General features: G+C 55.7%; 11 protein-coding genes. 6 read left to right on the top strand and 5 right to left on the bottom strand.

Annotation, left to right across the window (positions count from 1 at the left end; translation table 11 throughout):
- The first annotated feature begins 132 nt into the window (after positions 1–132).
- Positions 133–1245: a Ppx/GppA phosphatase family protein gene (locus ACR3FC_RS01680; RefSeq protein ID WP_209503859.1), complete on the top strand. Its 1113-nt coding sequence runs from the start codon at positions 133–135 to the stop codon at positions 1243–1245.
- Positions 1245–1961, top strand: a complete 717-nt coding sequence (locus ACR3FC_RS01685) for an RlmE family RNA methyltransferase (protein WP_480472889.1) — start codon at positions 1245–1247, stop codon at positions 1959–1961. Before ACR3FC_RS01680 ends, ACR3FC_RS01685 begins: the two co-directional genes overlap by 1 nt.
- 2 nt (positions 1962–1963) lie before the next feature.
- Here the strand turns inward: ACR3FC_RS01685 and ACR3FC_RS01690 are convergent, their stop codons facing one another.
- From ACR3FC_RS01690 to ACR3FC_RS01700, 3 genes are all read right to left on the bottom strand, one after another.
- The gene (locus tag ACR3FC_RS01690; RefSeq protein WP_480472891.1) at positions 1964–2155 is read right to left on the bottom strand and encodes a hypothetical protein; all 192 of its coding nucleotides are present in this window, start codon (positions 2153–2155) and stop codon (positions 1964–1966) included.
- 87 nt (positions 2156–2242) lie between these two features.
- Positions 2243–4144, bottom strand: coding sequence for a cytochrome c3 family protein (locus ACR3FC_RS01695; protein ID WP_480472893.1), 1902 nt, complete (start codon positions 4142–4144; stop codon positions 2243–2245).
- Positions 4141–5007 carry a YihY/virulence factor BrkB family protein gene (locus ACR3FC_RS01700; protein ID WP_480472895.1) on the bottom strand — a complete coding sequence of 289 codons (867 nt, stop codon included), beginning with the start codon at positions 5005–5007 and terminating at the stop codon, positions 4141–4143. Before ACR3FC_RS01700 ends, ACR3FC_RS01695 begins: the two co-directional genes overlap by 4 nt.
- Positions 5008–5178: 171 nt before the next feature.
- Here ACR3FC_RS01700 and ACR3FC_RS01705 point away from each other — a divergent pair, with 171 nt between their 5' ends.
- On the top strand, positions 5179–6267 hold the full coding sequence (locus ACR3FC_RS01705; protein WP_480472897.1) for an AI-2E family transporter: 1089 nt from the start codon (positions 5179–5181) through the stop codon (positions 6265–6267).
- A gap of 99 nt (positions 6268–6366) precedes the next feature.
- Here the strand turns inward: ACR3FC_RS01705 and ACR3FC_RS01710 are convergent, their stop codons facing one another.
- Complete coding sequence (locus ACR3FC_RS01710) at positions 6367–7035, bottom strand: Crp/Fnr family transcriptional regulator (protein ID WP_480472899.1); 669 nt, start codon at positions 7033–7035, stop codon at positions 6367–6369.
- A 206-nt stretch (positions 7036–7241) separates the two neighbouring features.
- Between ACR3FC_RS01710 and ACR3FC_RS01715 the strand changes: the two genes are divergently transcribed.
- The 3 genes from ACR3FC_RS01715 (at position 7242) to cls (ending at position 11364) form a co-directional block, all read left to right on the top strand.
- Entirely contained in the window at positions 7242–8861 is a 1620-nt protein-coding gene (locus ACR3FC_RS01715) for an arylsulfatase (RefSeq protein WP_480472901.1), read from the top strand.
- 94 nt (positions 8862–8955) lie between these two features.
- Positions 8956–9927 carry an HAD family hydrolase gene (locus ACR3FC_RS01720; protein WP_480472903.1) on the top strand — a complete coding sequence of 324 codons (972 nt, stop codon included), beginning with the start codon at positions 8956–8958 and terminating at the stop codon, positions 9925–9927.
- A gap of 24 nt (positions 9928–9951) precedes the next feature.
- The gene (gene cls / locus ACR3FC_RS01725) at positions 9952–11364 is read left to right on the top strand and encodes a cardiolipin synthase (protein ID WP_480472905.1); all 1413 of its coding nucleotides are present in this window, start codon (positions 9952–9954) and stop codon (positions 11362–11364) included.
- Here the strand turns inward: cls and ACR3FC_RS01730 are convergent.
- Positions 11361–11795 (bottom strand): ion channel, encoded by a 435-nt coding sequence (locus tag ACR3FC_RS01730; protein WP_480472907.1) that lies wholly within the window; start codon positions 11793–11795, stop codon positions 11361–11363. The genes cls and ACR3FC_RS01730 overlap by 4 nt on opposite strands.
- Positions 11796–11895: the final 100 nt, after the last annotated feature.

The raw sequence follows: 11895 nt of genomic DNA on the forward strand, positions 1-11895 counted from the left end.
GGATCAAAGATCAAATCGCACCTCAGTATGAACGGCGTGTGACATCCAAGCCAAATTTGAAATGGAAATCGCTTGCACGTCGACGACGCCCCGCCTAGGGTCAAATCAACTCGAAAATCGGAGGGCGTTACGATGGCGCCCAAGCGTCCCAAAGGTGCGGGCGCGTTCCCGAAAGCGGTCGAAAGCCCCGCGCCGGCAAGACCCGATCCGGATGCCCTGTATGCGGCTCTGGATTTGGGAACAAATAGTTGCCGCATGTTAATAGCCCAGCCCAAGGGCAGCGGGTTTCATGTGGTTGACAGCTTCTCCAAGTCCGTGCAATTGGGCGCGGGTCTGGAACGCACCGGACGTCTGTCGCGGGCGTCGATGGCACGCACCGTCCAGGCGCTGAGAATCTGTCAACAAAAGCTGAAGCGGAACAAAGTAAAACGGATGCGTCTGATCGCAACCGAGGCCTGCCGCCGCGCTAAGAATTCCCGCGAATTCATCCGACAGGTCAAACGCGAAACCGGGCTGACGCTTGAAATCATCCAACCCGAAGAAGAAGCCCGTTTGGCGGTGATTTCATGCGCCCCGCTGGTGTCCACCAAGACCGAACAGCTGTTGGTTGTCGATATTGGCGGCGGTTCGACCGAGCTGGTCTGGATCGACATTTCGTCCGTCCCTCGCCGTGACCGCCCGGCTGCGATCATGCGTTTGCACAACGGGTTTCACACGGTCGACAGCCCTTTTCCGGCTGCAAAAGTTGTAGACTGGATCAGCGTACCGCTGGGTGTTGCCACGTTGCGGGATCAGTTCAATGACGTCGAAAACGACGCCGCTCGCTTTGCATTGATGAGCTGGTTTTTCGAAGAAAACCTGGCCGATTTCGCACCTTACAAAGATGAACAGACCCGCGAAGGTTTTCAGATCGTCGGCACCAGCGGAACTGTCACAACGGTTGCGGCATCGCATCTTGGCCTGAAGCGCTATGACCGGACCAAGGTTGACGGGCTGCGCATGACCAGTGATCAGATTGACAAAGTGATACGCGGGTATTTAGAACTCGGCCCTCATGGGCGCCGCCGGGATCCTCGGATTGGTGAAGACCGGCAGGCACTGATCATGTCCGGCTCAGCCATTTTGCAGGCATTGTTGCGCTGCTGGCCCACTGATCGCCTTTCCGTGGCAGATCGGGGGCTACGCGAGGGCCTGCTTTATGCACAGATGAGCGCGGACGGGGTACTGGAAGACGGACCGTTCTGATGGCGAAGACACCAACTGGCAAAAACAACTCGGGGCGTGGTCAGCGTGACCTGAAGGTAAAGGTAAAAACCGCACGTGGTCGCAAGCTGAGTTCGACCCGCTGGCTCGAACGACAGCTGAACGATCCCTATGTCAAGCGCGCCCAGACCGAAGGATACCGGGGGCGGGCGGCGTACAAGATTATGGAGCTTGACGACAAGTTCCGCTTTCTCGTACCCGGAGCACGGGTTGTTGACTTGGGGTGCGCGCCCGGTGGCTGGTGCCAGGTCGCAGTCAAACGGGTAAACGCGCTTGGCGAAAAGTCAGGAAAACGGATCGGAACGGTGCTGGGCATCGACTTGCAGGAAGTGGAACCGGTTGCGGGTGCCGATACCCATGTGCTGGACTTCATGGAGGATGACGCCGACCAGAAGGTCAAGGACTGGCTGGGTGGCAAAGCGGATGTGGTGATGTCAGACATGGCAGCGGCGTCCTCGGGTCACAAGCAGACCGACCATCTTCGGATCATCGCACTGTGTGAAACTGCGGCCCATTTCGCGTTTGACGTGCTGGAAGAAGGTGGCACATTCGTAGCCAAGGTTCTTGCCGGCGGTGCCGAGGGCGATTTGCAAAAACTTCTGAAGCAGAAATTTCAGAAAGTGGCGCATGTGAAACCGCCCGCATCACGTTCGGACAGTTCAGAAAAATTTGTTGTGGCAACCGGGTTTCGCGGCTGAACTTAATCTTCCAATCGGATACGGTTCCCGGTCAGCCGTTGTTCGCGCAGCGACGTCGCGGCCATACCCTGCAACATCAGTGTATCCCCGTGCGAAACATATACAGGCTCGCGATTGCGCAGCTCTTCAATGCGCTGCGCCAGCGTAGCGGGGTTCGTCCCGGTTGCTTTCTGTCTTGTTGAATCCGCGGACATACATCACCTCAAAACAGCAAATCTGAAATGCTGTTAGCGTGAAATTTTGCCGTGAAGTTGGAACAAATCGGGCAAACCTGTGCCGGATCAGGGCCCCAGTTGTTGCAGCAATTGCAGCAAGGCCGGGTCATCGGGCAATCTGCCCAAGGCTTCTCGCAGGGCGATACGTGCGGCTTCCGGGCCGCGATTGATCTGTGCCAGCTGCACCACCATGGGCCACGCTTCGGCGCGCTGAGGATCCAGCGCTACAACCTCGCGAAATGCTCGTTCGGCAGCCGGGGCGTTGCGCAGCGTCAAGGCCATCCCCCCCAGAACCAGATGTGTTTCCGGGGCATCCAGCCTGTTCGAGATCGCCGCCTGCCACTCGGCCATCCCCTGCTCGGTCAGATCCTGTTGCTGAGGTGTCAGGGATTGAGGAGGGATACTCAGATACTCCTTGGCGGCGGCAATGCGAACGTTGCGAAACGGATCAGACAAAAGGGGTTCTAACCTTTGGGCACGATCCGTAGCGCTCGCCTGACGCTGCAAGGCTGCTGCATTTGCGCGTATCAGCGGATCGTCTTCCTGCAACAGTGGCGCTGTATACGCGGCAACCTCAAGCGAGCCAAAAGGTTGCAGCAGATACGCTGCTGTTGCCCGCACGATAGCGGGTTGCGAGGGGTCCGTTGCGACAGCAATCAAACCCTCTGGCGTGTTCAAATGGCCATCGGCAGCAGCTTTGAACACCGTGCCATAATGCGGGGCCCGATTGGCTGTGTCAGGAAACCAGCCTTTGATCCGGCTGGCAGCCCAGACCTGATCCTTTTTCTGGTGGCAATCAGTGCAGGCATCAGCCCCCAATCCCAAATCCGGTCGCGGCACGCGAAAGCTGTGATCCCGGCGACCGTCCACGCCCATATATGTACGTTCGATCATGTGGCAGCTTTTGCACTGGGCACCCGCGCTATCCGTAACGTGATGATGGTGATTGGGTGTATCGTATTCCTGTTTCGCCAGCGTCGGGAAATCAGGGTTTCCGGCCGTGGAATGACATTGGGTACAAATACCGTTGCCTTCGGCCTTCAACTGCGCACTGTGTGGCTCGTGGCAGTTCATGCACCCGACCCCTCGGGCATACATTTTGGATTGCAGGAATGAGCCGTAAACGTAGACCTCATCCAGTATCTGCCCGTCCGGATGATACGAACCGGGCCGCAACACAGCCAGGTTATAGGCATCATGATACGAGGTTCCCGGCAAAGGGTTTCCGTTGCCATGTGCCTCGCGCCGCGAATGACACCCGGCGCATTGCTGGATCTCGGCCTCGGTCTGACCTTTTCCCCAGCTCATCGAAAAGCCTGTATCACTCAGCCCCTCAGTAACGCTCTGCCCTTTGGTCCAATCGATATGAGCTGACCCCGGTCCATGGCAGGCTTCGCAGCCAACACCAATCTCGGCCTGTCGGGAAGAGTATGTTCTGGATTGCGCGTCGTAGTTCTTTTCAAACCCTGTGGCGTGACATTCGGCGCAGCGCGCGTTCCAGTTCTTGTAAGGGCCCGTCCAGTGCAGCCCGTCTTCTGGTGGCAGATCCTGATCGGGGTATAAGTAATACCAGCGCTTCTGCTCGGTATCCCAAACCACATCAAAGCTTTGCAACCGCCCCGGTTCGGTTTCAAACAGAAATTGTTGCAGAGGTGCGATTCCAACGACGGAATGCACATCATATGCCGTCGTCGCACCGTCTTTTTCCGTTACACGAGCTGTGAACCTGTCTGACTGTCTTGTAAATTCAACCGTCATCCCGTTCTGCACGAACCGGGTTCCATCGAAATCGGCGACCAGATGGCCGTCGCCAACTTCTGTCCAGGCCAAGGCATGATGAGACGAAGCCCATGCCTCGGCCTCGTGCTGATGGCAGTCTGAACACTGATCTGAGCCCACATATTCCAGTGACTGCGCCTGCCCTTCACTTGCGAGGGTTAAACAAGCCGCCAGAATGGCAAATCTCATGCCATATCTCCTTCAGCGGCGTTCCGAAGGTCGATTAATGCGCCGTTGTATTCAGCGCCAAGGATCAGCATCGCAGAACACAGATACAGGAAAATCAGCGCGGCCATTGCCCCGGCCAAACCCGCATATGTGGCACTGTAGGTGGCGAACTGGCTGATATAGACTGAAAATGCCCATCCGCCAGCTGCCCACAAAACCAATGTCAGTATGACGCCGGGCAGAATTTGGGTCAGGCTGTGCCTGCGGGTTGGCAGAATTAGATGTGCCAGCAGGACAGTGCCTGCCGGAACGGCCACGGTAAACGTCCACCGCAGGCGATCTACGGACAGCCAGTCCGCTACCGGAGCTTCGGTATGCTCTGCCACCAGTTTCGTGTAGACCGGCAAGACCACCTCGACCGTTGCAATAACAAGGATTGCCGAACCGCCAAGGATAACCAGGACCAGACACAAAAGCCGGGTTTTCCAAAAAGGCCAACTGTCCTGATCGTGATAGGCCTGATTCATCGCTGCGCGTACTGCGGCAACCCCGTTGGAAGCAAAGTAGATCGCAAGCAGGCCACCCAGCGTAATCACGCCCGACCCGGCACCGGCCAGAACCGCACGCAATTCGGCCACGATCGGGTCCGCAACATCCTTGGGCCATGCCCCGAATAGCAGGTCAATCAACTCATCAGTGACATAGTCCTGCGACAATGCCCCGGCCAGCGCCACGGTGAACAACACAAAGGGAAACAGGGCCATCATCAGCGACATGGCGACATGGCTGCTCATGACAGGTCCGTTTTTCCTGACGAACCGGCGAAGTGCCAGCCATAACGCCTGAAGCGGGCGGCCAAATGGGGGAATCGTGGGTTTTGTCATCCTGCAACCCTAACCCGCCGAAATAAAACACAGAACCCGTCATCGGTATCAAAGTGACAAAAGCCGGTCTGCAAACCGCTGACTGCATTGCTAAAACCGGAATGCAGGTGCAGGATTGGGCAAAGCGGGACGATCACTAGCCTGCTTAAGAACAGATAAACAGGATACTGAATGATCCCGGATCAGGAAGATTTCACGGCTCGCCCCAGGCTAAAACTGTCTGTTGTCCGCGACACCTGCATTATCGCGGCGCTGATGGTGCTGGGGCTTTATGCGGGAGCGAACTTCCTGATCCCGCTTGCCATGGCACTGCTGGTCAACGTTCTGATCATTGCGCTGAGCGACCGCGTCGTCGCGCTAACCCGCGCTCCAGTCTGGCTGGCAAATATCGCTGGTGTGACCATCGTTCTGGCGGGTTTGTTCATGATCATGTACGTGCTGGGCAGTCAGGCAACGCAGTTTGCACGGTCCGTCAGCACGTACGAAAACCAGTTCGACGGGGCGGTTGAGCGCATAACCGGTCTTGTCGGCAACGACGTCACCACTTTCATCCGCGACAATCTGGTCAGCATCGACATGACCTATGTCGCACGCCTGTTGCTGGGCAGCGCTACGTCCCTGCTGAACCAGTTCTTTCTGATCAGCCTCTATGTCGCGTTCCTGATGGCCGAGCGTCTGGCCTTTCGCAAGAAAATTCAACTTGCGGCTGGCGACCCCCAAACTGGCGCTGATTTTGCGACCATGCTTGATGCCATATCGATCAGCCTGCAACGATATGTTGGGGTTAAGACCCTGATCAGCCTGATCACAGCGGGCATCAGTTATTTTGTATTCAGGGCCCTTGGTTTGGAATATGCGGAAACCTGGGCCGTTTTGACCTTTGCTTTGAACTTCATTCCTTCGATCGGGTCGATCATAGCGGTGTTTTTTCCGGCCATGATCGCGCTTGTTCAGTTTGATACGATCGTTCCGTTTCTGATCATCTTATTTGGGTGCGGCACCCTTCAATTCCTGATCGGTAACTTCCTTGATCCGGCCATGCTGGGCCGCTCGCTGAACATGTCGACATTCCTTGTCATTCTGGCGCTGACATTCTGGACAACTGTCTGGGGCCTGATCGGCGCTTTCCTGAGCGTGCCACTGACGGTCTGTATTCTGATCGTGTTCAGCCACATCCCTGCTTTACGCCCGGTCGCGATCCTGATGTCTCTGGACGGCCAATTGGGCGAGGAGGACGGTCAGGCGCGTGCTAATAACTGAACTGCGGCGTGGCGTAGGCTTAAGTTCGTCGGGTGCCGTACACAGCGGCCAGCCTGTCTACGAATGTTGAACCGCATACCGGTGTCACGACCCGAAACCTCAGGTCTGACAACTGGCTATCAATGCGCCCCGATCCAGCAGTCGAACCCGGCCATACCCCAGTTCGATTAACCCCAAATCCACAAGCCGGTGAAGGTTCCTGTGCAAAGTCGGTTGCGATACAGCAATCATCGCCGCCAGATCGTCCTGGGAAACATCAATCCATCCATCGGTTTTCGAGGTCCCTTCGTCCAAGTGAAGCAACCTCAAGACCAGCCGCTTTTCCGTTCCCGTCACAGCCAGATTTGCCATGATGCGCAAAGCGGTCCGCATATTCTCATGCGTCAACGCATAGAAATCCCGGATGTAGTCAGGATTGTTCTGAATCAACCGCGAGATGCTTAAATTTGGGAAAAACAAGGCTTGAGTGGCTTGCGTCGTGATAACACTGACCAGACGCAGCGCACCTGCAAACAAAGCCAGATCGCCGATCCAGAACCCAGCGCCGTCGCGGTGAAGCACAAACTCCTGACCATCATCCGCTGGGGCCGTTATCTGCACACCACCGCTGAGAATCGCGTAGATACCATTTGCCGGATCACCATAGTGATACAGCGTCTCTCCCGCCTCTACCGATTTCGGTATGCCAAGGGCTGCCAAATCGGCCTGAAACTCTGACGAGCGTTCACTGAACCATCCGGTGTTTCGTAATAGCTTCAGATTATTCATTTTGTCTCACATTTGTACTTTGCGATATAATCATATGATGAGTTTCCGACGCAAGAAGTAACCTATGCTAATGGTGTTCGATTCCTGCTACCAAAGATTTTCAATATGGGAATCAACACTTTGCTGCCGCGTTGTTCATGCATTTGAACGCCGGGTGATTCATTTCCTTTGGGGTCCCCAAGATCCTCTCAGATCAGGAGCAAACCATGTTACCTCCACGTTCGCTATCCGGCACCTGGCGCAGTAACTTGCGCCGACTTGCCGTGGTAACCGCCACGTTGACACTGGCCATACCCGCCTGGGCGCAGAACCAGAAACCGAATATCCTTGTGATCTGGGGCGACGATGTTGGTCAGTCCAACATCTCGGCCTACACGCGGGGGTTGATGGGGTATCAGACACCCAATATCGACCGTATCGCCGAAGAAGGTATGATGTTCACGGATTACTACGGTGAACAGTCGTGCACGGCTGGGCGATCATCTTTCATCATGGGGCAATCCGTTTTCCGCACGGGCCTGTCCAAAGTTGGCCTGCCGGGCGCTGAGGAAGGCATGCAGATCGAAGACCCGACCATTGCGGGCCTTCTGAAAGCGGAAGGCTACGCCACGGGTCAGTTCGGAAAAAACCACCTGGGCGACCGGGATGAACATCTGCCGACAAACCACGGTTTTGACGAATTTTTTGGCAACCTCTACCATCTCAACGCCGAGGAAGAGCCGGAAAACATCGACTATCCCAATGATGCTGTTCTGCCCGATGGCAGAACCTTCCGACAAGCTTTTGGCCCGCGCGGTGTAATCAAGTCGACAGCGGGTGGCGAGATCGAGGATACCGGCCCGCTGACCAAGAAGCGTATGGAAACGGTCGACGATGAAACCGCGGCGGCTGCGATTGAATTCATCCGCAAACAAGAGGAAAGCGGCACGCCGTGGTTCGTCTGGTGGTCAGGCACCCGGATGCATTTCCGCACGCATGTTTCCGAAGAGAAATGGGCAAAGGCCAATGAAATCGTCGGCAAGCAGGTAGATGAGTATACGGCTGGCATGATCGAACATGATATGCATATTGGCGACTTCCTGACTGCGCTGGATGAGCTGGGCATCGCCGACAAAACCATCGTGTTTTACTCGACCGACAATGGTCCGCACATGAATACCTGGCCAGATGCCGCGATGACCCCGTTCTGGGGTGAAAAGAATACCCAATGGGAGGGCGCATGGCGCGTACCTGCCATGGTTCGGTGGCCCGGCAAGATTACCGAAGGCGCTGTGTCGAACGAGATCGTGCACCATATGGATTGGTTACCGACATTCCTGGCTGCAGCTGGCAACGAAACCGTGAAAGAAGAGCTTCTGGAAGGTGTCACCGTGGCCGAAGTTGGCGGCGGGCGTGACTATCGCGTGCATCTGGATGGCTACAACATCTTGCCGTTGCTGACCGGCGAAACAGACAAGAGTCCGCGCAGGGAAATCTTCTATTTCACGGACGATGGTGACCTTGCGGCACTGCGCTTCGGTGATTGGAAAATTACCTTCCTGGAACAGAAGGCATGGGCAACCTTGCGCGCCTGGATGGAGCCACTGACCCCTCTGCGCGTGCCATTGATCACCAACCTGCGACGCGACCCGTACGAGCGTGGCTACCGCACATCGAACACCTACTATGACTGGATGCTCGACCGTGCCTACATGCTGGTACCTGCGCAGGCCTATGTCGCGCAGTTCCTTGAAACCTTCAAGGAATACCCACCCCGACAGGAAGCGGCGAGCTTCAGCCTCGACAAAGTGATGGAGAAGTTGACGTCACCTCCGGGCGCACCGTGAACCTGGCTGTTTAATCCAAGACACAGCAAAGCCGGAGTCCCGATACCGGGGCCCCGGCCCTTCTCATTAGCGGTTGAAAATTGAGGAATAATCCGTGCGTCTATTTTTGATATTGTGCAGTGTGCTAGGAGCGACGGTCGCCATCGCTGACCCCTTGCCCTCATGGAACAATCTAGAATCCAAAGCGAAAATCGTTTTGTTTGTTGACGATGTAACCGACCCTGCCTCAGCTCATTACCTGACGCCTGATGATCGGATCGCCGTATTCGACAATGACGGAACGCTTTGGGCCGAACAGCCGGTGTATTTCCAGTTCCTTTTCGCCATGGATCGTCTGGCCGATCTGGCCAAGCGGGACCCGTCGATCCTGACAACTCCTGCTCTGGAAGCTGCTGCAAAGGGTGATCTAGCGACCGTTCTTGAAGGCGGGCATGAGGCGCTGATCGAAGTTGTCAACGCATCGCATTCTGGCACCAGCGTCGAAGAATTTCAGGCAGCTGTTGCGCAGTGGCTGGAAACCGAACGCCACCCCAACACCGGCCTTCGTTATGACCAGATGACCTATCAGCCGATGGTCGAGTTGCTGCGTTATCTACGTGACGAAGGTTTCAAGACCTACATCGTATCCGGCGGTGGCATTCATTTCATGCGCGTCTTTGCCGAGGATGCCTATGGTATCCCGCCGGAACAGATATTGGGGAGCTATGCAGACAGCACCTATAAGGTGATCGACGGCAACCCGACGATCATCAAGGCGCCGGGGCTAGCCTTCATCGATGACAAAGAAGGCAAGCCGATCAATATCGAACGCACGATTGGCAGACGCCCTATTCTGGCCGCAGGCAACTCGGACGGAGATTTCGCTATGCTGGATTGGACAACGTCGGGTGATGGTCCGCGTTTGGGAATTCTGATCCACCACACGGACGCCGAACGCGAATGGGCTTATGACCGCGAAAGCCCGATCGGAAAGCTGGCAGATGGGCTGGATCGGGGTCCTGACAAGGGATGGATCATTGTCGATATGGCGCAAGACTGGTCACGCATCTACACTGGGGCAAACTAAACGGCCCGAAAGATGTAAGACCCCATGTGGACAGCACTGGTATCTATCTTTGTATTCACGTTGTACGTGGCTGCATTTGTGTTTTCGATCCGAGCGGCACAAACCGCGCGGACACCGCAAGGTGCCGTTGGTTGGGTGGTTTTTTTGGTTTCAGCCCCTTTCCTAGCGGTGCCGTTGTATCTTTTTCTGGGACACCATCGCTTTCACGGATATCGCATCGCGCGCCAGAAAAGTGAGCGGGTTGTTGAAGGGATCAAAACCTTTGCCGATTACTCAAGGCCCGATCCCTCCTCAATGTCCATCAATCCGCGCCCGTTCGAGTTTCTGGCGCATCTTCCTGTGTCCAGCGGAAACGGTGCCCGGCTACTGGTTGACGGGCAAGCCACATTCGACGCCATTTTCGACGCCATCGACAAGGCCAAGAACTATATCCTCATTCAGTTCTACATCATCAGAGACGACGCACTGGGCCGCAAACTGCAATCCAAGCTGATCGAGGCGACGAAACGTGGGGTTCACGTCCGTTTCATGACCGATGCAGTCGGCAGTTACGGATTGCCGCGCGCGTATCTGGATACCATGCGTGAAGCCGGAATTGATGTAGCCGACCCGCGTCAGCAACGCGGCCCAAATTTCCGGTTTCAGCTGAATTACCGAAACCATCGTAAAACTGTCATTATCGATGGCGAGACAGGCTTTATCGGTGGCCACAATGTTGGCGAGGAATATCTGGGCAAACATCCGCATTTCGGTCATTGGCGCGACACTCACATAATGATGTCCGGTCATGTCGTCCGGCAATTGCAGCTTATCTTCACTGAAGATTGGCATTGGGCGCATAACGAAGACCTGATTGATGAACTTGACTGGGCGGGCAGTGAATCCGAACAGAACATGAATGCCCTGCTGGTCGCGACCGGACCCGGAGACGAAACCGAAACTGGCGCCATGATGTTTTTTGCAGCTATCGCCGAGGCAAAAGAACGGTTGTGGATTGCGTCGCCTTACTTCGTACCCGACATCGATGTCATGACAGCGCTGCAACATGCCGCGATGCGCGGTGTGGATGTGCGCATCCTTGTTCCTGACATGATCGACCATCGCCTGCCATGGCTGGCCGCGTTTGCCTATTTCGATGAAATCCGCGACTGTGGCGTGCGCGTATTCCGCTATACCGGCGGGTTCATGCATCAAAAGGCGTTCGTTGTCGACGATACGCTGGCCGCTGTTGGAACAACAAACCTCGACAACCGATCCTTCCGCCTCAACTTCGAAGCAATGGCGCTGTTCTTTGATGCCCGGGCTGCCCAGGCCGTCGACCAGATGCTACAAGAAGATTTCGAAACCAGTTTCGAATTGACCCGTAGGTTGCGTCAACAACCGGCCCACATCCGCTTTGGTGCGCCGCTGGCACGGTTGTTTGCACCGATCCTTTAGGAAAAGAACTTCTCCTGAAAAACGCGGGTCATCAATGCGACCAGATACGCGGTCGACAATCCAAACGCCAACAGCCCGGTGACCGAAGCAAACGAGCCGAAAATGCGCAGCCCTTCACCCAAAACGATGTCGCCGTATCCGAGCGTCGTAAACGTCACCAACGAGAAATAGATGGCCGAGTTCCAGTCCGGCAGAACATTTAGCAACACCCAGACGATAGCCCAGATCCAGACCTGAATGGTGTGCGTTGCGATAATGAAGCCCAAGGCAACGGCAATCGGCCCCGCGGTTGCCACAAACACCCCGCGTGTGACCCATTTTTTGTCCATCTTGATAATGGACATCGTGCACCAGGTCAGAAAGAGAATCTCGATCAGGATGCAAATACCCAGAAAGGTACTGCCCCAAACGATCTGATGCAGCAACGTCATGTATTTACACCCTGATTTTCGGCCACGAACTGTCAGGGCACAATGACCTTTCAAAACGCAAGGCACAACCCCGCCACCGGATAAGGTAGCCTGCGGCGAA

This window comes from Ruegeria sp. AF3 (assembly GCF_056536285.1).

Bases quoted from the DNA above. Each gene is read 5' to 3' on its own strand.
- cls (WP_480472905.1), top strand. From the start codon at position 9,952: ATGTGGACAGCACTGGTATCTATCTTTGTATTCACGTTGTACGTGGCT.
- ACR3FC_RS01685 (WP_480472889.1), top strand. From the start codon at position 1,245: ATGGCGAAGACACCAACTGGCAAAAACAACTCGGGGCGTGGTCAGCGT.
- ACR3FC_RS01700 (WP_480472895.1), bottom strand. From the start codon at position 5,007: ATGACAAAACCCACGATTCCCCCATTTGGCCGCCCGCTTCAGGCGTTA.
- ACR3FC_RS01690 (WP_480472891.1), bottom strand. From the start codon at position 2,155: ATGTCCGCGGATTCAACAAGACAGAAAGCAACCGGGACGAACCCCGCT.
- ACR3FC_RS01710 (WP_480472899.1), bottom strand. From the start codon at position 7,035: ATGAATAATCTGAAGCTATTACGAAACACCGGATGGTTCAGTGAACGC.
- ACR3FC_RS01680 (WP_209503859.1), top strand. From the start codon at position 133: ATGGCGCCCAAGCGTCCCAAAGGTGCGGGCGCGTTCCCGAAAGCGGTC.
- ACR3FC_RS01705 (WP_480472897.1), top strand. From the start codon at position 5,179: ATGATCCCGGATCAGGAAGATTTCACGGCTCGCCCCAGGCTAAAACTG.
- ACR3FC_RS01730 (WP_480472907.1), bottom strand. From the start codon at position 11,795: ATGACGTTGCTGCATCAGATCGTTTGGGGCAGTACCTTTCTGGGTATT.
- ACR3FC_RS01715 (WP_480472901.1), top strand. From the start codon at position 7,242: ATGTTACCTCCACGTTCGCTATCCGGCACCTGGCGCAGTAACTTGCGC.
- ACR3FC_RS01695 (WP_480472893.1), bottom strand. From the start codon at position 4,144: ATGAGATTTGCCATTCTGGCGGCTTGTTTAACCCTCGCAAGTGAAGGG.